The following is a 20,616-nucleotide window of genomic DNA, read 5'->3' as shown; positions in this document are numbered from 1 at the left end:
GGTCCCCCTCCCCATCGCTTCGCGACAGGGAGGATTTTACGTCCGCTCCCCACCCCAAAGCCGCCATTCGCGACCCGCGCCTTGCCATGCCGCCGCCAATCACTAAGCAGGGTGCGATGTCCGTCCCCGCCCGTTCCGCCGCCAACAGCAACGCCGCGCCCGCCGCCCATCCCGCGGCGACCCCGATGATGGCGCAATATTGGTCGCTGAAGGCGAAGGCGGGCGACTGCCTGCTCTTCTACCGCATGGGCGATTTCTTCGAGCTGTTTTTCGACGATGCGAAGGCGGCGGCTTCGACGCTCGACATTGCGCTGACCTCGCGCGGCGAACATGGCGGTGAGCCGGTGCCGATGTGCGGCGTGCCCGTCCATTCGGCCGAATCCTATCTCGCGCGGCTGATCAAGGCGGGCCACCGCGTCGCCATAGCGGAGCAGGTCGAAACGCCCGCCGAGGCCAAGGCGCGCGGCGGATCGAAGGCGCTCGTTGCGCGCGACATCGTGCGTTTCGTGACCGCGGGGACGCTGACCGAGGAGGCGCTGCTCGAAGGCCGCAGCGCGAACCGCCTCGCCGCGCTCGCGCAGGTCGGCAGCGAGGGTGAGGTGGCGATCGCCGCGGCCGATATCTCGACCGGACGGTTCGAGGTTGTCGCGGTGCGGCCCGAACAGGTCGACGCCGAACTCGCGCGGCTGGCGCCGTCGGAGCTGCTCGTCAGCGAAAGCGCGGAGGACGTTCCCGAATGGGTCGCGCGGCAGGTGGTGCGACGGCCGCAATCCGATTTTTCGAGCGCCGCGGCGCAAAAGCGCCTCGAGACTTTCTTCGGCGTCCAGACGCTCGACGGCTTCGGCCGGTTCGGCCGCGGCGAGCTGGCCGCGATGGGCGCGCTCGTCGCCTATCTCGACCATGTCGCGACCGGCCAACCGATCTTCCTCCAGCCGCCGCTGAAACATCAGTCGTCGGGCCGCATGGCGATCGACGCCGCGACGCGCGAAAGCCTCGAACTCGTCCGCACGATGGCGGGCGGGCGCGACGGCAGCTTGCTCGGCACGATCGACCGCACCGTGACCGCCGCGGGCGCGCGGCTGCTTGCCGACGATCTGGCGAGTCCGCTGACCGACAAAGCGGCGATCCTCGACCGGCTCGACCTCGTCGATGGCCTTGCCCGCGATGCACTCTGGCGCGGCGAGCTTCGCGCAGCCCTGCGCGCGCTACCCGACGCCGGGCGTGCGCTCGGCCGCCTCGTCGCGGGACGCGGCGGCCCGCGCGACCTCGCACAGCTTCGCGATGCGCTGGGCGGCGCGCGACTCTTGCGCGAGCGGCTTGCCCGCCGCCCCGACCTGCCGCCTTTGCTCGCGCGGCTGCTGCCCGGCCTCGACGGTCATGGCGCGCTTGTCGACGAGCTGACGCGCGCGCTGATCGACACGCCTCCGGTCGACGCCGCGCAGGGCGGCTATGTCGCCGAGGGCTATGACGCCGCGCTCGACGCGCTGCGCGAGACCGCGCGCGACGGCCGCAAGGCGATTGCCGCACTCGAAGCGCAGTATCGCGACCGTACCGGTATCGCCTCCTTGAAGATCCGCCACAATGGCGTGCTCGGCTATCATGTCGAGGTGCCCGCGAAGCACGCCGACGCGCTGATGGCGCCCGAATCGGGCTTCGCCCACCGCCAGACGCTCGCGGGCGTCGTGCGCTTCAACTCGTCCGACCTGCACGAGGCCGCAAGCCGCGTCACCCAGGCGGGCGTCCACGCCATCGCCGCCGAGGCCGCGCATCTCGAAGTCCTAACCGAAGCCGCGGTGTCGCGCCGCGAGGCGATCGCCGCAAGCTGCGACGTCCTCGCGCGGATCGACGTCGCCGCGGCGCTCGCCGACCATGCGATGAGCCACAACTGGTGCCGCCCCGACCTTGCGGACGAGCCTTGCCTCGACGTTGCCGGCGGGCGCCATCCGGTGGTCGAGGCCGCGCTCGCCAAATCGGGCGAGCGTTTCGTCCCCAACGATGTCTCGCTTTCGGAAGCCGACCGGCTCTGGCTCGTCACCGGCCCCAACATGGGCGGTAAATCGACCTTTCTCCGCCAGAATGCCCTGATCGTCGTGCTCGCCCAGGCGGGTGGTTTCGTCCCCGCCGCGTCGGCGAGGCTCGGGCTCGTCGACCGGCTGTTCAGCCGTGTCGGCGCGAGCGACAATCTCGCGCGCGGGCGCTCGACCTTCATGGTCGAGATGGTCGAAACCGCGGCGATTCTCGCGCAGGCGACGCCGCAGAGCTTCGTCATCCTCGACGAGGTCGGACGCGGCACCTCGACCTACGATGGCCTCGCGCTCGCCTGGTCGGTGGTCGAGGCAGTGCATGAGGTCAACAAGTGCCGCTGCCTCTTCGCGACGCACTATCACGAGCTCACGCGCCTCGCCGAGACGCTGAACGCGCTCTCGCTCCACCATGTCCGCGCGCGCGAGTGGCAGGGCGATCTGGTGCTGCTGCACGAGGTTGCCGAAGGGCCCGCCGACCGCAGCTACGGCCTTGCCGTCGCGCGGCTCGCCGGCGTTCCCGCGGGTGTCGTCAAGCGCGCCGAAGCGGTGCTCGCGAAGCTCGAAGCGGGGCGCGAGAAGACCGGCGGGCTCGCCGCGGGGCTCGACGACCTGCCGTTGTTCGCCGCGACGCTGGCGGAAGCGCCCGCCGCCGCGAAGGATGCGCTGCGCGAGGCGCTCGCCGGGATCGACCCCGACGCGCTCGCGCCGCGCGAGGCGCTCGATGCGCTCTACCGGCTCAAGCAGATCGTGGCCGACGGGCGATGAGCGATATCTTCGACACGCTCGACGGCCGCCGCGCGATCATCGACCGCCGCGCGCTTTCCGACCGGCTTGGCGAGATCGCGGCCGAAACGAGCGATAGCGGCAAGCGCCGCGCGGCGATGGTGGCCCTGCTCAAGACCGCGCTCGAAGAGGGGCGCGCCGAAATCAACCGGCGGCTGCTCGCCCGCCCCTCGTCGGGGCGCGTCGCGGCGAATGCCACCGCCTTCCTGATCGACCAGATCGTCCGCCTCAGCCACGACTTCACCGTCGGGCATCTCTATCCCTCGGGCAATCGCTCGGCGGGCGAGCGCATCACGCTGATCGCCGTCGGCGGCTATGGCCGCGGCGAAATGGCACCGTTCAGCGACATCGATATCGGCTTCCTGACGCCGTTCAAGCAGACGAGCTGGACCGAGCAGGTGATCGAGGCGCAACTGTACACGCTCTGGGATCTGGGGCTGAAGGTCGGGCACAGCTCGCGCTCGCTCGACGAGATGATCCGCGCCGCGAAGGATGATCTGACGATCCGTACCGCGCTGCTCGAAGCGCGTTTCATCTGGGGCGACCGCGAGCTTTACGACCAGGCGAGCGCGCGCTTCGATGCAGAGGTCGTCGCGGGCAACGCGCGTGCGTTCGTCGCCGAAAAGCTCGCCGAGCGCGACGAACGCCACAAGCGCATGGGCGATTCGCGCTATGTCGTCGAACCCAATGTGAAGGAAGGGAAGGGGGGGCTGCGCGATCTCCACACGCTGTTCTGGATCGGCAAGTTCATCCACCGCGTGCGCACGGTGCCCGAGCTGGTCGACGCGGGGCTGCTGACGAGCCGCGAGCTCAGGCAGTTCGAACGCGCCGAGAATTTCCTGCTCGCGGTGCGCTGCCACCTCCACATCCTCGCCGGGCGGCCCGAGGATCGGCTGACCTTCGATTTCCAGCGCGAGATCGCACAGCGCATGCAATTCGCCGAGCGCCCCGGCAAGAGCGCGGTCGAGCGCTTCATGCAGCTCTATTTCATCCATGCGAAGGCGGTCGGCGACGTCACCGGGACCTTCCTGGCGCATCTCGACGAGCAGATGGCGGCGCGCGGACGGCGCTTCCTGCCGACCTTGCGCAGGCGGCCGGGCAGGCTCCATGGCTTCGTCCTCGACCGCGGCCGGCTCGCGCTGCCGTCGGACGATTTCTTTCAGGCGGATCCGGTGCGACTGGTCGAGATTTTCGCGCTCGCCGACAAGCATGGCCTCGAAATCCATCCGCAGGCGATGCGGCAGGCGCGCCACGATGCGAAGCTGATCGAGACCAGGGCGATCCGGCGCAATCCCCGCGCGAACGAGCTGTTCCTCGACGTGCTGACCTCGCCCCGCGACCCCGAAACGGTGCTGCGCTGGATGAACGAGGCAGGGGTGTTCGGGCGTTTTGTGCCCGATTTCGGCCGTGTCGTCGCGCAGATGCAGTTCGACATGTATCATCATTATACCGTCGACGAGCATACGATCCGTGCGATCGGGCTCCTGTCGGACATCGAACAGGGGCGGCTCAAGGAGGATCACCCGCTCTCGACCGCGATCATGGACCAGATCCATTCGCGCCGGGTGATCTATGTCGCGGTGCTGCTCCACGACATCGCCAAGGGGCGCGGCGGCGACCATAGCGTGCTCGGCGCCGAACTGGCGCTCCGCGTCTGCCCGCGGCTCGGGCTGAGCGCCGCCGAGACCGAGACGGTGTCGTGGCTGGTGCGCTATCACCTGCTGATGTCGGCGACGGCGTTCAAGCGCGACCTCGCCGACTTCAAGACGATCCTCGATTTCGCGCAGGTCGTGCAAAGCCCCGAGCGTCTGCGCCTGCTCCTCGTCCTCACCGTCGTCGACATTCGCGCGGTCGGCCCCGGTGTGTGGAACAGCTGGAAGCGGCAGCTGCTCACCGAACTGTATGACGCCGCCGAGGAAGTGCTGCGTCTCGGCCACAAGCAGCGCGGGCGCGAGGCGCGGATCGAGGCGAAGAAGGAGGCGGTGGCCGATCTGCTGGGCCACGATGAGAAGGCGTTCGCCAAGCTCGTCAAGCGCCTCCCCGAAAGCTACTGGATCGCCGAACCGGTCGAGGTGATCGCCGCCAACCTTCGCCATATCCAGGCCGCCGGCGACGCCCCGCTCCACATCGCGGCGGTGCCCGACGAGGATCGCGGCGCGACCCTGGTGATGGTGCTCGCCGCCGACCATCCGGGGCTCTTCTACCGCATGGCGGGCGGCATCCACCTCGCCGGCGGCAACATCATCGACGCGCGCATCCACACGACGCGCGACGGGCTCGCGCTCGACAATTTCCTCGTGCAGGATCCGCTCGGCCGCCCGTTCGCCGAGGCGGGACAGATCGGCCGGTTGACGCGGGCGATCGAGGATGCGCTCGCCAACCGCCAGAAATTGCTCCCGAAACTCGAAGCGCGCGCGTTGCCGCGCACGCGCGCCGAGGCCTTTCGCGTCGCCCCCAGCGTTTTCATCGACAACAAGGCGTCGAACCGCTTCACGGTGATCGAGGTCAATGCGCAGGACCGCCCGGCGCTCTTGAACCAGCTCGCTTACGCGCTCTTCCAGTCGAAGGTGACGGTGCACAGCGCGCATGTCGCGACCTATGGCGAGCGCGCGGTCGACACTTTTTATGTCACCGACCTGATCGGCGACAAGATCGACAGCGCCGCGCGGGTGAAGTCGCTGGAGAAGCGCTTGCTGGAGGCGGCGGGAAGCAAGAGCGAGGAGGCGGTGGCGGCTTAGGGGTTTGAGGAACCGCCGTCAAACCGCGCCGCGCAGCGGATCGGCCTCGCCGATCCGCCGTCGACGTCTATTTGTCAGCCGAACTTCACCAGATTGAGGGCTGGAAGCGGGCCGCCGGGGAACTGGACGAGCCGTCCGCCGACTGCGAGCGAGCCGAGGTCGATGCCCGCGAAACCGAGCCGGTCGATCAGAGCGCCGATCTCGGCCTTCGCTCCGGCATCGTCGCCCGCGTAAAAGAGAAGGCGCTGGCCACCCTCGCTTGCCGGGTTGCCCGACAGAAGTTGCGGTTGAAGGTGGTTGAACGCCTTCACCACGCGCGCGCCGGGCACCATGTCGGCGAAGACTTCGGACGAGGCCCGGCCGCCGAGATCGAACGGCTTGAACAGCGGCGCCTCGATCGGGTTGTTCGTGTCGACAACGATGCGACCATCGAAAGGGGGCAGGCCGCCGAGAGCCTGCGGCAGTTTCGACCAGTTCACCGCGACAAAGACTATGTCCTTCGCCGCCGCGTCCTCGCGCGTGCCTGCGGTGATCGCGGGACCGATCGCGCCGACCGCGTCGGCGAGGCTTTCGGGACCACGACTGTTGGCGAGTGTGGCAGCAATATCCTTGCGCGCGAGGGCCGTGGCGATGGCGCGACCGATGTTTCCGGCGCCGATGATGCCGATGCTGGGCATGATGATGCTCCTTTCGTTTCGGGATCAGGCGGTGAGGCCGCCGTCGGCAACGATGTCGGCGCCGGTGACGAAGGCCGCCTCGTCACTGGCGAGAAAGGCGACGATGCTGGCGATTTCCGATGGCTGGCCATAGCGGCCGATCGCCATGCCCGGACCGACGATCGCGGCGACGGGACCATCGGCGGGATTCATGTCGGTGTCGGTCGGGCCGGGGTGGACGGTGTTGACGGTGATGCCCTTAACCCCCAGGTCGCGCGCAAGGCTGCGGTTGAAACCAGTGATCGCGCCCTTGGTCAGCGTATAGACCGACGCGGTCGGAAAGGCGGCGTAGCGCGTCATCGACGAGCCGATGTGGATGATGCGCCCACCCGCCTTCATGCGGCGTGCCGCTTCCTGCGTCGCGACGAAGACGCCGGTGACATTGACCGCGAGCATCCGTTCGTAATCCTCGAAACGGAAATCCTCGATCGGCGCATTCACCGCGACCCCGGCATTGTTGACGAGGATGTCGATGCCGCCAAAGGTTTCGGCGGTCCGGGTTACTGCGGCGCGCACCGCATCCGAGTCACCCGCGTCGGCGGCGATGGCGATCGCCTTGCCGCCCGCCGCTTCGATTTCGGCGACGACGTCGGCGGCGCGATCGGGCGAGGCGCTGTAGGTGATGGCAACCGCAGCACCGTCGGCGGCAAGGCGGCGGGCGATGGCGGCGCCGATCGAGCGCGAACCGCCGGTAACGAGGGCGATCTTGCCCGAAAGGTTCAAATTGGTGTTGGTCATGGTCTTCACTCCTGATTGCTTTGGTGGAGTGAAGATGGCTCATCCATTATGTCTCGATTAGCCGGTAGTGAGTTGCTATATTTTCAACCATTGATTGAAAATGGAAACGCTCGCCAATCTTGAATCCTTCGTGCGCAGCGCCGAGCTCGGCAGCTTTTCGGAAGCCGCGCGTCGGCTCGCGCTGACCCCCGCAGCGGTCAGCCGCAATGTCGCCATGCTCGAACGCAATCTGGGCGTCCGGCTTTTTCAACGCTCGACGCGCAAATTGACGCTGACCGAGGCAGGAGAGGCTTTCCGGCTCGCGATTGCTGGAAGCCTCGACGATATTCAGGCGGCGATTGCCGGGATCGCATCGGACAGCGGCGAGCCCGCCGGGGTGCTGAAGGTCAGCATGGCCCCGACCTTTGGCATTATGCATATCCTGCCGATGCTTCCGGGCTTCATCACGCGCTATCCGCATATCCGCCCCGAATGGCATTTCGAGAACCGGCAGGTCGATATTGTCGCCGAGGGCTATGACGCAGCGATCGGCGGTGGTTTCGACCTGTCGCCCGGGATCGTCGCGCGGACGCTCGCGCCTGCGCACATCGTCGCGGTGGCGTCGCCCGCCTATATGTCCGGCCGCGTGGCGCCCCCCGACCCGGCGGCACTGGCGGCGTTCGATGGCATCGTCATGCGCTCGCTCCAGACCGGCCGGATCAGGCACTGGACGATGCGCGATGCGGCAGGAGTCGAGCGCGCGGCGACGCTAAGCGAAGATATTGTGGTCAACGACCCGGCCGCCATGCGCGAAGCCGCAAGGCTCGGGCTGGGCGTCGCCCTGCTCGCAGTGCCGGACGTGCTGCCGGACCTGGAAAGCGGCGCGCTCGTGCGGCTCGTCTCACGCTGGTATGCCGATGCCGGTGCGATCTCGGTCTATTATGTGTCGCGAACGCTGCTGCCGGGGAAGACGCGCGCCTTCGTCGACTGGATCGCCGAGGCGTTCAAGCGCGACAGGCTGGCAGAGCGATTTGCCGGCAGCTTGGGAACATAGGCCGCGCAGAACATAATTGGCGAGAAAACCGACGGCATCAACCCCGCAGCACCGCTCCAACCTTCGCCGCCGCCGCGACCACCTTGTCGGCGATCGCCTTCAATTCAGCGTCGGTGAAGCTCTTGTCCTGCGGTTGCAGCTCGACCTCGACCGCCAGGCTCACCTGGCCTTCGGGGACGCCCTGCCCGGCGAAGCGGTCGAACAGCCGCGCGTCGACGATCGCCGCCTTGTCGGCGCTGCGGATCGCGCGGACGAGCTCGCCCGCCGCCAGCGCTTCGGGCGCGAGGAAGGCGAAGTCGCGGCGCACCGATTGCAGCGCCGGCGGGGAAAAGGCGGCGCGGGCGGGCCCGCTCGCGCGCTTCGCCGGGATCGCGTCGAGGAAGATCTGCACCGCCATCACCGGACCGTCGACGTCGAAATGCTTCGTCAGCGCGGGGTGGAGCGCGCCGAATTCGGCGAGCACCGCCTTGGGGCCGAGGCGCAAAGTCGCCGACTGGCCGGGATGCCAGATCCCGGCTTCGGCGACGGCGTCCATCACCTGCAACCGGTCGGCGGGGGCGCCCGCGGCGTCGAGCAGCGCGAGCGCCGCCGCTTTCGCGTCGAAGGCGTTGAATGTCGGGGCCTTGCCCGCCTGCCAACTGCGCGGCGTCTTGTGGCCGGCCATCAGCACGCCCAGCGTCGGATGCTCGGTCGCGCCGATATAGCGGCGCCCGATCTCGAACAGGCGGATGCTGTCGGCGCCGCGATTCTGGTTGCGCGCCGCGGCGGCGAGCAGGCCGGGCAGCAGCGACGGGCGCATGACCTTCAGCTCTTCGCTGATCGGGTTCGCAAGGCTCCAGGTGCCGCCGCCGAAGGGCGCGGCCTCGCGCTCGCTGATGAACGACCAGGTCACCGCCTCGTGGAAGCCCGCGGCCGCGGCGCTGCGGCGCAGGCGGCGTTCGGCGAGCTGCTCGGGCGTCGCGGTCGGTTTCGCGACGCCATCGGTGCGCGGCAGCGGCGCCGACGCGATCGCGTCGAAGCCGGTGATGCGCGTGACTTCCTCGACGATGTCGGGCGCGGCATCGACATCGCGCCGCCAGCTCGGAACCGCGATCGTCCACGGATTGCCCTCGGCCACGCCAAAGCCGAGCGATTCGAGGATCGCGCGCTGTGTTGCGGGTTCGATCGCGATGCCGCCGAGCGTCGCCGACAGCGTGGGGTCATAGGCGAGTGTCTTCGCCTCGACCGGCGGCGTGCCCGCGCGGGTCAGCGCCGAGGGCGTGCCGCCGCAGATGTCGAGCACATATCTGGTGACGATTGCGGTGCCTTCGTCGAGGAAGGCCGGATCGACCCCGCGCTCGAAGCGGCTGCGCGCATCGCTGGTGAGGCCGAGCGACTGCCCGGTGAGCGCGATGCGCTCGGGCGTGAAGTAGGCGATCTCGATCAGGACGTCGGTCGTTTCCTCGCTGCAGCCCGAATGCTCGCCGCCCATGATGCCGGCGATGTCGTGGACCTCGCGCTCGTCGGCGATCACGGTCATCGTTTCGGTGAGGATATAGTCCTTGCCATTCAGGGCGGTGACGGTCTCGCCGTCCTTTGCGCGCCGCGCGACAAGCGCACCGCTGAGCTTGGCGCGGTCGTAGATATGGCTCGGGCGGCCGAGGTCGAACATCACATAATTGCTGATGTCGACGAGCGCCGAGATCGAACGCTGGCCGATCGCCTCGAGGCGACGGCGCATCCATTCGGGGGTCGCGACGCGATTGTCGACGCCCGCGATTGTACGGCCGTAGAAGGCGGGGCAGGCTTCGGGATCGTCGGTGCGGATTTCGGTCGCGGGCGCGCCCACGCCTTCGATCGCGGGAATGGCGAGCGGCTTCAGCGTGCCCAGCCCGGCGGCGGCGAGGTCGCGCGCGATCCCACGCACGCCCATGCAATCCTGCCGGTTCGGGGTGATCGAAATGTCGATCACCGGATCGCCCGCGCCCGAATAATCGGCGAAGGGCGTGCCGACCGGTGCGTCGGCGGGAAGCTCGATGATCCCGTCATGGTCGTCGCCGAGCTCCAGCTCGCGCGTCGAGCACATCATGCCGTTCGATTCGACACCGCGCACGGCGGCGACCTTCAGCTCCATGCCGTTCACCGGCACGACCGCCCCGGGCAGGCCGAGCACGCCGACGAGGCCCGCGCGCGCATTCGGCGCGCCGCAGACGACCGTGAGCGGAACGCCGTCGCCCGAATCGACGGTCAGCACCTGCAGCTTGTCGGCCTGCGGATGCTTTTCGGCGGTCAACACCTTCGCAACACGAAAGCCCGCGAGTTTCTCGGCGGGGTTTTCGACGCCTTCGACCTCGTGGCCGATACGGTTGAGCGTCGCGACAACATCGGCGGCGGAAAAGTCGCCATCGAGATGGTCGCGGAGCCACGACAGGGTGATTTTCATCGAAAATCTCCCGGTCGTGCCCCGGACTGCGATCCGGGGCCCAGAATCAAAAGGCGCGTGACCTTCATGCCGAAATCCCCCCGCTTAGCGTCGGCACACTCAGCGCGTTGAACCCATAATGCGACAGCCAGCGCAGGTCGCCGTCGAAGAAGGCGCGGAGGTCGTCCATCCCATATTTCAGCATCGCCAACCGGTCGACCCCGACCCCGAAAGCAAAGCCCTGCCAGACGTCGGGATCGAGCCCGCAATTGGCGATCACGCGGCGGTTGACCATGCCGCTGCCGAGCAGCTCCATCCAGGCATGGCCTTCGTCGTCGCCGTTGCCGCCGACGATCCGGCGGCCCTTCTCTTGCTTGTAGCCGACATCGACCTCGGCCGACGGCTCGGTGAAGGGGAAATAGCTGGGGCGCAGGCGGAGCACGATGTCGTCGCGCTCGAAATAGGCCTTGAGGAAGGTTTCGAGCGTCCATTTGAGGTGACCCATATGAATGCCGCGATCGATGACCAGCCCTTCGACCTGATGGAACATCGGCGTGTGCGTCGCGTCGCTGTCGCTGCGATAGACGCGGCCCGGCGCGATGATGCGGATCGGCGGTTCCTGGCTCATCATCGTACGGATTTGCACCGGCGAGGTGTGCGTGCGCAGCAGCATCGCGCGACCGTCTGCATCGGTGTCGGGGAAATAGAAAGTGTCGTGCATCGCGCGCGCGGGGTGCGTCTCGGGGATATTGAGCGCGGTGAAATTGTGCCAGTCGTCCTCGATCTCGGGGCCCGTCGCGACCGCGAAACCCATGTCGGCGAAGATTTCGGCCAGCTCGTCCATCACCTGGCTCACCGGATGGACGCTGCCCCGCGGCGCGTCGGTGGCCGGCAGCGTCATGTCGAGCCTTTCGCTCGCGAGCTTCGCGTCGAGCGCCGCGCCTTCGAGCGCGGCCTTGCGCGTCGCGATCGCCTCGGTGACGGCTTCGCGCAGCGCGTGGATCTTCGGGCCCTCGGCCTGACGCTCCTCGGGGGTCATGCCGCCGAGCGTTTTCAGCAGACCGGTCACGCTGCCCGCCTTGCCGAGTGCGGCGACGCGCAGCGCCTCGATGGCGTCGAGATCGGCCGCGGCCTCGATGTCGCCCACCAGCTTCGCCTGCAGGGCCTGTGTCTCGCTCATTGTCGTTCGTCCTGTTCCGGCGGCGCTGCCGCTGCCGGCCTGCATTTCATGTCTTTATGGAGACGGCGGCTGCCCGCGCGTCGGTTGTCCGCCGCTTGCACCGAACGCCCGGCGCGGGTCAAGTCCGTTGGCCGAAAAGCGGCCTATCCGGCGGGCTTGTGGAGTCCCTGGACGGCCTCGCCCGCTGCCGCCGCCCGCGCCCGCGCCGCGCTGCCGAGAATCGGCTTGGCCCGTGCGGCATAAGCGCGCGGGCTCATACCCATGAAGCGCCGGAAATCGCGCGTGAACTGCGCCTGATCATAATAGTGATAGTCGAGCGTCTCGATCCAGCTCATCGACGGATCGAGCATGAAGCGTGCCAGACTGCGCAGGAAGCGCTGGCGGCGGATGAGCAGCTTCGGCGGAAAGCCGAAGGCGCGCCGCGACAGGCGCTCGACAGAGCGTTCGGAGAGCTCCAATTTTTCGGCAAGTTCGGCGACGCTGGTCAACTCGTCGTCGACGAGCGCGCCATGCGCCGCAAGAATCGCCGGATCGTCGCGCGGCGCGCCGACGAGCAGGCCTGTGAAATGGTCATCGAGCATCTGCGCCGCCGTTCCGACATCATTCGCTTGCCGTAGCCGGCCGGCTAGCGGCGCAAGGGGAGCGAAAGCGGGATGTTTCGTCCCGTCGACGAAACGATCGGCCAGATCCTCGGCGGGAAGCGCGAAAAATTTGGCCCAACCCGCAGGCAGAATCCCGATTCCCCAAGCGCGCATATTGCCCGCGGCGAAATAGGTTGCCTTGCTCGTCGGCCCCGTGACGACGAAATGCGGGGCAGCTTCGGGCTTCGCCCCCCCGACGCCGGCGAACGACGGCTCGCCGTCGATGAAACGCAGATTCGCCCATTCCGGGTGTAAATAGTCCTCGACGCGCGTCCCCGGCGAAGTCTCGACCTCGGTCAGGTAGATGATGCTGCAATAAGGGCGGAGAGCGGCGGAAACGGGGAAGAAACGCGTTGCTACGCGCGTCCCGGATTGGGGTCCGCTTACAGATTCTCCCACGGTCATGAGAGCGGTTCATGCGGAGCCTTGCACAAAAAAACAACAGCCTAGGCAGCAATTTTGTCGGGTTTTTACAATTTTTGCCCGTCCGGCGACGGCATATGTCGCGCCAGAGGGACACTTCCGCCGGCCGGCAGCTTTCTGCGACCCACGGCTATTCGGCACGGAGGGAGGGGGGCGATGGTTTTCCACTGGAGCCATTGTCGGAACGGCGTGAAGGGAAACCTTCGCGCCGTTCCTGTTTTGCGATCACGAAAAAGGGCGGCCCCGTCGGGACCGCCCTTTTGCTTTAGCAATAGCTCAGAGGCTCAGGCCGCCTTGGGCAGCGCCGCCTTCGCCTGCGCGATGATCGCGGCGAACACGCCGCCTTCGTTCATCGCGAGGTCGGCCATCACCTTCCGGTCGAGTTCGATCCCGGCGAGCTTCACCCCGTGCATGAACTGCGAATAGGTCAGGCCTTCGGCGCGAACCGCCGCGTTGATGCGCTGGATCCACAGGGCGCGGAAGTTCCGCTTCTTTACCTTGCGGTCGCGATAGGCATATTGGCCGGCCTTTTCGACGGCCTGGCGTGCGATGCGGATCGTGTTCTTGCGGCGGCCATAATAGCCCTTCGCCTGATCCAGAATCCGGTTGTGCTTGGCGCGCGTGGTCGTGCCGCGTTTGATGCGTGACATTGTTTGCGCTCCTTACTTCAGGCCGTAAGGCGCCCAGAGGCGCACGTGGGCCGTATCCGCATCGCTGAGCACACTGGTGCCGCGGTTGGTACGGATATACTTGCTATTGTGCGAAATCAGGCGGTGACGCTTGCCGGCGACGCCGTGCTTCACCTTGCCCGACGCGGTGAATTTGAAGCGCTTCTTCACACCGCTCTTGGTCTTCAGCTTGGGCATTTTCGTCTCCTTGGTTAGCGACGATATCGACCGGCCCTGGCAGCCCTTGTCGCCAGGCAGGTCCGCTTGTCTATCGTGCGAAGGCGCGCGCCTAGACGGATTCGCGCTGAAATGCAAGCGCTGCGGCGGTCAATGATGGCAGGCAAGTCCTTCGACCACATCCTCGAGCCGCGCCGGATCGCCGAGCGCGATGACATGGCCCGCGCTGTCGGCGTTGAGCGGCTCGCCATTCCAGTCGCACATCGTCCCGCCCGCGCCCTCGACGACGGGGACGAGCGCCGCATAGTCGTGAAGCTTAAGCCCCGCCTCGGCGACAAGGTCGATATGACCGCTCGCAAGCAGGCCGTAATTATAACAGTCGCCGCCGAACACCATGCGCTTGTGCGAGGTCTTGGCTGCGAGCGCCATGAAATGCTCGCCATCATGGTCGGTGAAATATTGCGGGCCGGTCGTTGCCAGCACCGCATCGGCGAGGTTGCGGCACGGGCGCGTCGCCGCCGGCTTGCCGTTGAACAAGGTCGGCTGCCCCATGGCGCCGACCCAGCGTTCGCCGGAAATCGGCTGGTCGATGATGCCAAGGATGGGCCAGCCGTCCTGCAACAGCGCGATCAGCGTGCCGAAGATCGGCCGCCCGGCCATGAAGCTGACGGTGCCGTCGATCGGATCGAGCACCCATTGCCGCGACGCGTCGGGACGCTCGGCGCCATATTCCTCGCCGATGATGCCGTCGCGCGGCGCCTCGGCATCGAGCAGGCGGCGCATCGCGGCCTCGGCGGCGCGGTCGGCTTCGGTGACGGGCGAGGCATCGGCCTTGGCTTCGTGGCTGTACGCCGAACGAAAGAGGGGGCGGATGGCGGCGCCGGCAACGTCGGCAAGGCGCTGCGCGAGCGCGAGATCGGATTCGAGGCTCATGTCAGCCGCGATAATCCCATTGTCCGGCGTTGTCGCCAACACCTTCGCCGAACGTGATCAGATTGCCGTCGGGGTCGCGCACCCAGAATTCGCGCTGGCCATAGGGGTGCGTTTTGGGAGCGCCCCAGCGCTCCGCCGACAGTGCCGCGAGCTGCGGCTCATAGTCCGCGAACAGCGCGTCGACCCCGCGGACGTCGATATAGATGTGCGAACAGCCGGGCGGGTTGAGCGCGTCCGCGTCGAGCGCGAGGAGGCGAAGGCCGACGCGTTCGCGCTCGACATAGGCATAGCCGCCGTCGTCGACGTGAACGGTGAAACCGAGCAGGTCGCGATAAAAGGCGAGCGCAGGCTCCATCGCGGCGACCCCGAGGAAGGGGGTCACCTGGATGAAGGGCGATCGGGCGCTCATGTCAGTCGAACAGGCTCGACACCGACGATTCGTCGGCGATGCGCTTGATCGCCTCGCCAAGCAGCGGCGCGACGGTGAGCGCGCGGACCTTGGAGCTGTCGTTCACCGCGTCGGTCGGCTGGATCGAATCGGTGATGACCAGCTCGGTGAGTTCGCTCGCGTCGACGCGGGCGACCGCGCCGCCCGACAGCACGCCGTGGGTGCAATAAGCGACGACGCCCTCGGCGCCCGCAGCCTTCAGCGCGGCGGCGGCGTTGCAGAGCGTGCCCGCCGAATCGACGATATCGTCGATCAGGATGCAGAAGCGCCCCTTCACGTCGCCGATGATGTTCATCACCTCCGACTCGCCGGCGCGCTCGCGGCGCTTGTCGACGATCGCGAGCGGCGCGTTGTCGAGCCGCTTCGCCAGCGCGCGGGCGCGGACCACGCCGCCGACGTCGGGCGACACGACCATCAGGTTCTTGTCGCCGAAGCGCGCCTGGATGTCGGCGCTCATCACCGGCGCGGCATAGAGGTTGTCGGTGGGAATGTCGAAGAAGCCCTGGATCTGCCCGGCGTGCAGGTCGATCGCGAGGACGCGGTCGGCGCCCGAGGTGGTGATCAGGTTCGCGACGAGTTTGGCCGAGATCGGGGTGCGCGGGCCGGGCTTCCGGTCCTGCCGGGCATAGCCGAAATAGGGGATCACCGCGGTGATGCGCTTCGCCGAGGCGCGGCGGAGCGCGTCGGTGATGATCAGCAGCTCCATCAGATTGTCGTTCGCGGGGAAGTTCGTCGGCTGGACGACGAAGACGTCCTGCCCGCGCACATTCTCGTGAATCTCGACGAACACTTCCTCGTCGGCGAAGCGGCGGACGCTGGTGTCGGTCAGCGGCAGCTCGAGATAATCGGCGATCGCGCGGGCCAGCGGCAGGTTGCTGTTGCCGGAGATGAGTTTCATGGGGTGTGGTGGCCCTTTTTCGCGATGGGGAATGCGCGCCCCTTAGCCAGCGGAGGCCGATAGGGGAAGGGGTTAAAGCCATCGCGCGCCTTGCGGTAACAAGGAGCAGCGACCGCTTGCGGGCGGCAGGCGACAATCCTTTTCTCGTCATGCCGAACTTGATTCAGCATCCACGGCCCGGTCTCTCGTTCGGCGCCGCGTCGAAGGAGGCGGCGGACCATGGACCCTGAACCAGGTTCAGGGTGACGTCCGTTGAACGACCGCCCCCCTTACCGCGCGGTCCGGTGTTGAATTCGGTGCGGCAGCGCCTAAACCGCTGGGCATGACCGAGCAGCTCTCCATCGTCCTGTCGCAGATGACCCAGTCGGTCGGCGATCTCGCCGCCAACGCCGCCGCGATGCGCGAGGTGCGCGCGCGGCACGGCAGGGCCGACCTGATCCTCTATCCCGAGCTGCAACTGATCGGCTATCCGCCGGAGGATCTGGTGCTGAAGCCCGCGCTCGCCGAACGCGCCGCGGCGCTGCTGGCCGAACTGGCGGCGGAGACCGCCGACGGCGGGCCCGCGATGCTGGTCGGTTCGGTCGAGCGCGATGAAGGGGGGCGCCTCTACAATATGGTCGCCTTGCTCGACGAAGGGCGGATCGTCGCGACGCGGCGCAAATATGAGCTGCCGAACTACGGCACCTTCGACGAAAAGCGCGTCTTCGTGCCCGGTCCGCTTCCCGAACCCGTCGAATGGCGCGGCGTCAAGCTGGGTCTGCCGATCTGCGAGGATGGCTGGTTTCCGACCGTTTGCGGACATCTTGCGGCGCAGGGAGCCGAAATCCTCATTTCGGTGAACGGCAGCCCGTACGAGATCGACAAGGACGACCGCCGCCTGACGCAGGTGTTCGGCGCGCGCGTCGCCGAGACGAACCTGCCGCTGATTTTCCTCAACCGCATCGGCGGGCAGGACGAGCTGGTGTTCGACGGTTGCTCCTTCGTCCTCGACGGCGATGGCGGCACCGCGCACCGGCTGACCGACTGGGAGGCCGAGGAGCGCGTCACGCGCTGGACCAAGAGTGGGGACGGGTGGCGCTGCGAGCCCGGCGCGATCACCGAGTGGGACGTACATCCGGCCGATATCTACAATGCGATGGTGCTGTCGTTGCGCGACTATGTGACACGCAACCGCTTCCCCGGCGTCGTGCTCGGCCTGTCGGGCGGGATCGATTCGGCGATCTGCGCCGCGATTGCCGCCGATGCGCTGGGCCCCGACAAGGTCTGGTGCGTGATGTTGCCGAGCCGCTTCACCAGCCAGGAAAGCCTCGACGATGCGCGCGGCTGCGCCGAAATGATCGGCTGCCGCCTCGACACGATCCCGATCGTCCCCGCGGTCGAAGCGTTCGACATCATGCTCGCCGACAGTTTCGCCGATAAAAATGTCGATACGACCGAGGAAAATGTCCAGTCGCGCATCCGCGGCGTCACCTTGATGGCGCTCAGCAACAAGTTTGGGCCGATGCTGATGACGACGGGCAACAAGAGCGAGATGAGCGTCGGTTATGCGACCATCTATGGCGACATGGCGGGCGGCTATAATCCGCTGAAGGACGCGTACAAGACGACGGTGTTCACGGTGGCCAGGTGGCGCAACGCGCATGTCCCGCGCCTTTCGCGCAACCCCGTGTTCCCGGTGATGCCGGAGCGGATCATCACCAAGCCGCCGAGCGCCGAGCTGCGTCCCGACCAGAAGGACGAGGACAGCCTGCCGCCTTACGTGGACCTTGACCGGATGCTCCACATGCTCGTCGAGGAGGAGGCGAGCGTCGACGATGTCGTGGCGCGCTATGGTTTCGATCGCGACGCGGTGGCGCGAATCGAGCGCCTGCTCTCGGTCGCCGAGTACAAGCGCCGCCAGGCGCCGCCGGGGGTGAAGCTGTCGACGCGCAACTTCGGGCGCGACCGCCGCTATCCGATCACGCACGGGTTCCGGACGGCCTGACTCGCTTCACGCGCAAAAGGGGTTATAGGCGCGCCCATGACCGTCACGACCCGTTTCGCCCCTTCGCCGACCGGCAGCCTGCATGTCGGCAATGTCCGCACCGCGATCCACAATTGGATGTGGGCGCGCAAGCATGGCGGGCGATTTCTGCTGCGCATCGACGACACCGATCTCGAGCGGTCGAAAGAGGAACATGTGGGCGCCATCCGCGCCGATCTTGCGTGGCTGGGGCTCGATATCGATGGCGAGGAGCGGCAGTCGGCGCGCTTTGCGCTGTACGAGGCCGAATTCGGGAAATTGAAGGCCGCGGGGCGCGTCTATGCCTGTTACGAGACGCCCGAGGAGCTCGATATTCGCCGCAAGGTGCTGCTCTCGCGCGGGCTGCCGCCGGTCTATGAGCGAAAGCCCGCCGATGCGCCGGGTCCCGAGGGCGTCACCCCGCACTGGCGTTTCAGGCTCGATCACGATGCGCCGATCGAGTGGACCGATATGGTTCGTGGCCCTCAGCATTTTGAACCTCGCAATATGTCCGACCCGGTCGTGCGCCGCGCCGACGGCAGCTGGCTTTACCTGCTCCCGAGCGTGATCGACGATATCGCGATGGGGATCACCCATGTCGTGCGCGGCGAGGACCATGTGTCGAACACCGCGGCGCAGATCCAGATGTTCGGGGCTCTCGGCGCGCCGCCGCCGCAATTTGCGCACGAGGCGCTGCTCGTCGGGACCGAGGGCAAATTGTCGAAGCGGCTGGGCTCGCTCGGGATGGCAAGCCTGCGCGCGGAAGGGATCGAGCCGATTGCGCTCGTCGCGCTGCTCGCGCGGCTGGGCACCAGCGATCCGGTCGAGCCGGTGACATCGCCCGCGCCGCTGATCGAAAGCATCGACTTTGCGCGCTTCGGCCGCGCGCCGGCGCGTTTCGACGAGGGCGAGTTGGCCTTGCTCAACCAGAAGATCCTGCACCACACCGACCATGCCGCGGTCGCGTCGCGCCTGCCCGCCGCGATCACCGCGGCACGCTGGAACGCGATTCGCCCGAACCTGATGACGGTGGCCGAGGCGGCCGACTGGGTGGCGGTGTTCGACGGGCCGTTCGCGCCGCCCGCCCCCGACGATGCCGACCGGCCGGTGCTCGCCGCCGCCGCCGCGGCCGCGCCGGGCATCGACTGGACGGCCGACCCCTGGCACGCCCTCACCGCTGCGGCGAAGGAGGCGACGGGCGCCAAGGGCCGCGCGCTGTTCCTGCCGCTCCGCCGCGCGCTGACGGGCCGCGACCATGGTCCCGACATGGCCGAACTGTTGCCGTTGATCGCCAAGGATCAGGCGGTGGCGCGCCTCGCCGCCAACTGATCATTCTCCGCAAGACGGCGGCGCGCCTTGCCGATCATTCCGATTGACAAACATAGTAATGTTATAATATCACATACTCGGACTTGGCCGACAGCAGCGGTCGACGCGGGCGGGGCCGGGTCTCCTTGAGGCAAGGAGAGGTGCCATGACCCTGTTTCCCCTGATATCCGCAATCGTCGCGGCCCCCGAGGCGATCACCGCGCCGGAGGGCGGCGCGGGGCTGCGGCGCGACAGTTACGACCCCGGCGCGGCGCATCGTCCGCTGGCGGCGACGCTGGCGGTGGGCCTGCCCGTCGCGCTCGTCGTCGCGGTTGCGCTGTCGCCGATGATCGTCAAGCCCAAGCCCGTGCTGTCGCCGCTGATCGGCACGCTGATCAAGATCGAGAAGCCGGTCGATCCGCCCCCGGACAAGCAGCCCGAAACCTCGCCGACGCCGAAGAGCCATTCGGTGCGCGAGGCGGTGAAGCCGCTCGTCGACCTTGGTCCCCGGACCGATCTCGGCGCCGAGGTAAAGCCCTTCGTTCCCGACCCGATCCCCTATGATCCGGGCCCGCCCGCGCGTCCCGCCGATCCACCGGCTCCGCCGCCGCTGGTGCTTGCAAAGCTCGATCCGCGCTATGCGGCGGGGTTCCAGCCCGACTATCCGGCGAGCGAGCAGCGCCGCGAGGTCGAGGGTGCGGTTCGCGTCCGCGTGCTGATCGGCACCGACGGGCGCGTGAAGGCGGTCGAGCTGGTCAGCACCGACAGCCCCGGCTTCTTCGAGGAGACGAAGCGGCGCGCGCTCGCCAAATGGCGATTCAAGCCGGCGACGCGCGGCGGCGTGCCCGAAGAAAGCTGGCAGGTGATGACCGTCCGCTTCGAGATCAAGGGCGCCTGAAGGCGGGGCCGAACCCCTCCTGGGCGGGCGGCGCGATGCCGTCCGCCCTTCCTTTTGCTTGACATGGAGCCCGAATCCCGCCAATGGCGCGCGGATAAATGGGGGCGGCGCCCGACGCGCGGCCCTCTTTGTTTTTCACCGCAACCGCCGGGGCCCCCAGTCCCGCCACATTTGCCGGAGCTTCCGGGGAATGTGCCAAGTTTTCGAGGAACAGGGCCATGGCCAAGCCGACGACCGTCAAGATCAAGCTGGTGAGCACCGCCGACACGGGCTTTTTCTATGTCACCAAGAAGAATCCGCGCACGATGACCGAAAAGATGTCGGTGCGGAAATATGACCCGCGTGCGCGCAAGCACGTCGAGTTCAAGGAAGCCAAGATCAAGTGATGCATTTCCCCATGCGCTGAAAGCGCGCGGGCGGAAATGCGTCATCCCGGGCTCGGTCCGGGAGTCAGGCGATCCAGAAGGGCGGCCGCGTGCCGCCCTTTTTCGTGCGCGCCTTGCTGACGGCTTCGGGGTGGGGCGCGGACGCCCCAAGCTCGTCTTGCTGGCTGCGGCGATGGCCTCGCTGTTTCAGCATCCATGGCCGGGCCTTGCATCCGGCGCAG

17 protein-coding genes are annotated in these 20,616 nt (G+C 67.5%); 7 read left to right on the top strand and 10 right to left on the bottom strand.

The genetic code is table 11. The annotated features are described in order from the left end of the window. Positions 1-185: 185 nt before the first annotated feature. Both mutS and J1N50_RS13500 read left to right on the top strand, forming a co-directional pair. Complete coding sequence (gene mutS, locus J1N50_RS13505; RefSeq protein WP_215354307.1) at positions 186-2,789, top strand: DNA mismatch repair protein MutS; 2,604 nt, start codon at positions 186-188, stop codon at positions 2,787-2,789. After that, on the top strand, positions 2,786-5,545 hold the full coding sequence (locus J1N50_RS13500) for a [protein-PII] uridylyltransferase (RefSeq protein ID WP_215354305.1): 2,760 nt from the start codon (positions 2,786-2,788) through the stop codon (positions 5,543-5,545). The genes mutS and J1N50_RS13500 overlap by 4 nt, the downstream gene beginning before the upstream one ends. Before the next feature lie 74 nt (positions 5,546-5,619). On the opposite strand, the gene J1N50_RS13495 is transcribed toward J1N50_RS13500, so the two are convergent. Next, a complete protein-coding gene (locus J1N50_RS13495; protein WP_215354303.1) occupies positions 5,620-6,222 on the bottom strand; it encodes an NADPH-dependent F420 reductase in 603 nt (200 codons plus the stop codon). 24 nt (positions 6,223-6,246) lie between these two features. Beyond that, positions 6,247-6,999, bottom strand: coding sequence for an SDR family oxidoreductase (locus tag J1N50_RS13490; protein ID WP_215354300.1), 753 nt, complete (start codon positions 6,997-6,999; stop codon positions 6,247-6,249). A gap of 100 nt (positions 7,000-7,099) precedes the next feature. On the opposite strand from J1N50_RS13490, the gene J1N50_RS13485 reads away from it, so the two are divergent. Beyond that, positions 7,100-8,032 (top strand): LysR family transcriptional regulator, encoded by a 933-nt coding sequence (locus J1N50_RS13485; protein WP_215354298.1) that lies wholly within the window; start codon positions 7,100-7,102, stop codon positions 8,030-8,032. Positions 8,033-8,069: 37 nt separating this feature from the next. Here the strand turns inward: J1N50_RS13485 and pheT are convergent, their stop codons facing one another. From pheT to J1N50_RS13445, 8 genes are all read right to left on the bottom strand, one after another. Further along, positions 8,070-10,454 (bottom strand): phenylalanine--tRNA ligase subunit beta, encoded by a 2,385-nt coding sequence (gene pheT, locus J1N50_RS13480; protein WP_215354296.1) that lies wholly within the window; start codon positions 10,452-10,454, stop codon positions 8,070-8,072. Between the two features lie 64 nt (positions 10,455-10,518). Further along, positions 10,519-11,613: a phenylalanine--tRNA ligase subunit alpha gene (pheS, locus tag J1N50_RS13475; RefSeq protein ID WP_215354294.1), complete on the bottom strand. Its 1,095-nt coding sequence runs from the start codon at positions 11,611-11,613 to the stop codon at positions 10,519-10,521. A gap of 143 nt (positions 11,614-11,756) precedes the next feature. Beyond that, positions 11,757-12,659: a helix-turn-helix domain-containing protein gene (locus tag J1N50_RS13470; protein ID WP_215354293.1), complete on the bottom strand. Its 903-nt coding sequence runs from the start codon at positions 12,657-12,659 to the stop codon at positions 11,757-11,759. A 302-nt stretch (positions 12,660-12,961) separates the two neighbouring features. Next, on the bottom strand, positions 12,962-13,327 hold the full coding sequence (gene rplT / locus J1N50_RS13465; protein WP_215354292.1) for a 50S ribosomal protein L20: 366 nt from the start codon (positions 13,325-13,327) through the stop codon (positions 12,962-12,964). 12 nt (positions 13,328-13,339) lie between these two features. Continuing rightward, positions 13,340-13,543: a 50S ribosomal protein L35 gene (rpmI, locus tag J1N50_RS13460; RefSeq protein ID WP_058454374.1), complete on the bottom strand. Its 204-nt coding sequence runs from the start codon at positions 13,541-13,543 to the stop codon at positions 13,340-13,342. A gap of 129 nt (positions 13,544-13,672) precedes the next feature. Next, positions 13,673-14,455, bottom strand: coding sequence for a histidinol-phosphatase (gene hisN / locus J1N50_RS13455; protein ID WP_215354291.1), 783 nt, complete (start codon positions 14,453-14,455; stop codon positions 13,673-13,675). 1 nt (position 14,456) lies between these two features. Further along, positions 14,457-14,864, bottom strand: a complete 408-nt coding sequence (locus J1N50_RS13450) for a bleomycin resistance protein (RefSeq protein WP_215354287.1) — start codon at positions 14,862-14,864, stop codon at positions 14,457-14,459. A 1-nt stretch (position 14,865) separates the two neighbouring features. Next, positions 14,866-15,801 (bottom strand): ribose-phosphate pyrophosphokinase, encoded by a 936-nt coding sequence (locus J1N50_RS13445; RefSeq protein ID WP_204993501.1) that lies wholly within the window; start codon positions 15,799-15,801, stop codon positions 14,866-14,868. Between the two features lie 322 nt (positions 15,802-16,123). Between J1N50_RS13445 and J1N50_RS13440 the strand changes: the two genes are divergently transcribed. The 4 genes from J1N50_RS13440 to rpmG all read left to right on the top strand — a co-directional run bounded on the left by J1N50_RS13440 (position 16,124) and on the right by rpmG (position 20,395). Continuing rightward, on the top strand, positions 16,124-17,785 hold the full coding sequence (locus J1N50_RS13440) for an NAD+ synthase (RefSeq protein WP_215354285.1): 1,662 nt from the start codon (positions 16,124-16,126) through the stop codon (positions 17,783-17,785). 36 nt (positions 17,786-17,821) lie between these two features. After that, positions 17,822-19,132, top strand: coding sequence for a glutamate--tRNA ligase (locus J1N50_RS13435; RefSeq protein ID WP_215354282.1), 1,311 nt, complete (start codon positions 17,822-17,824; stop codon positions 19,130-19,132). Between the two features lie 145 nt (positions 19,133-19,277). After that, positions 19,278-20,009: an energy transducer TonB gene (locus J1N50_RS13430; protein ID WP_215354280.1), complete on the top strand. Its 732-nt coding sequence runs from the start codon at positions 19,278-19,280 to the stop codon at positions 20,007-20,009. Positions 20,010-20,227: 218 nt separating this feature from the next. After that, entirely contained in the window at positions 20,228-20,395 is a 168-nt protein-coding gene (gene rpmG, locus J1N50_RS13425; protein ID WP_003042331.1) for a 50S ribosomal protein L33, read from the top strand. The last annotated feature ends 221 nt before the right edge of the window (positions 20,396-20,616 follow it).

This window comes from Sphingopyxis soli (genome assembly GCF_018682675.1).
GTDB classification, from domain to species: Bacteria; Pseudomonadota; Alphaproteobacteria; order Sphingomonadales; family Sphingomonadaceae; genus Sphingopyxis; species Sphingopyxis soli.
Note: the sequence above shows the minus strand (reverse complement) of the source record. Positions and strands in the feature narration are given on the sequence as shown.

Excerpts from the sequence above, each read along its gene's own strand:
- J1N50_RS13440 (WP_215354285.1), top strand. The coding sequence starts at position 16,124 with ATGACCGAGCAGCTCTCCATCGTCCTGTCGCAGATGACCCAGTCGGTC.
- rpmG (WP_003042331.1), top strand. The coding sequence starts at position 20,228 with ATGGCCAAGCCGACGACCGTCAAGATCAAGCTGGTGAGCACCGCCGAC.
- rpmI (WP_058454374.1), bottom strand. The coding sequence starts at position 13,543 with ATGCCCAAGCTGAAGACCAAGAGCGGTGTGAAGAAGCGCTTCAAATTC.
- hisN (WP_215354291.1), bottom strand. The coding sequence starts at position 14,455 with ATGAGCCTCGAATCCGATCTCGCGCTCGCGCAGCGCCTTGCCGACGTT.
- J1N50_RS13470 (WP_215354293.1), bottom strand. The coding sequence starts at position 12,659 with ATGACCGTGGGAGAATCTGTAAGCGGACCCCAATCCGGGACGCGCGTA.
- J1N50_RS13485 (WP_215354298.1), top strand. The coding sequence starts at position 7,100 with ATGGAAACGCTCGCCAATCTTGAATCCTTCGTGCGCAGCGCCGAGCTC.
- rplT (WP_215354292.1), bottom strand. The coding sequence starts at position 13,327 with ATGTCACGCATCAAACGCGGCACGACCACGCGCGCCAAGCACAACCGG.
- J1N50_RS13495 (WP_215354303.1), bottom strand. The coding sequence starts at position 6,222 with ATGCCCAGCATCGGCATCATCGGCGCCGGAAACATCGGTCGCGCCATC.
- pheT (WP_215354296.1), bottom strand. The coding sequence starts at position 10,454 with ATGAAAATCACCCTGTCGTGGCTCCGCGACCATCTCGATGGCGACTTT.
- J1N50_RS13430 (WP_215354280.1), top strand. The coding sequence starts at position 19,278 with ATGACCCTGTTTCCCCTGATATCCGCAATCGTCGCGGCCCCCGAGGCG.
- J1N50_RS13450 (WP_215354287.1), bottom strand. The coding sequence starts at position 14,864 with ATGAGCGCCCGATCGCCCTTCATCCAGGTGACCCCCTTCCTCGGGGTC.
- pheS (WP_215354294.1), bottom strand. The coding sequence starts at position 11,613 with ATGAGCGAGACACAGGCCCTGCAGGCGAAGCTGGTGGGCGACATCGAG.
- J1N50_RS13490 (WP_215354300.1), bottom strand. The coding sequence starts at position 6,999 with ATGACCAACACCAATTTGAACCTTTCGGGCAAGATCGCCCTCGTTACC.
- J1N50_RS13435 (WP_215354282.1), top strand. The coding sequence starts at position 17,822 with ATGACCGTCACGACCCGTTTCGCCCCTTCGCCGACCGGCAGCCTGCAT.
- J1N50_RS13500 (WP_215354305.1), top strand. The coding sequence starts at position 2,786 with ATGAGCGATATCTTCGACACGCTCGACGGCCGCCGCGCGATCATCGAC.
- mutS (WP_215354307.1), top strand. The coding sequence starts at position 186 with ATGATGGCGCAATATTGGTCGCTGAAGGCGAAGGCGGGCGACTGCCTG.
- J1N50_RS13445 (WP_204993501.1), bottom strand. The coding sequence starts at position 15,801 with ATGAAACTCATCTCCGGCAACAGCAACCTGCCGCTGGCCCGCGCGATC.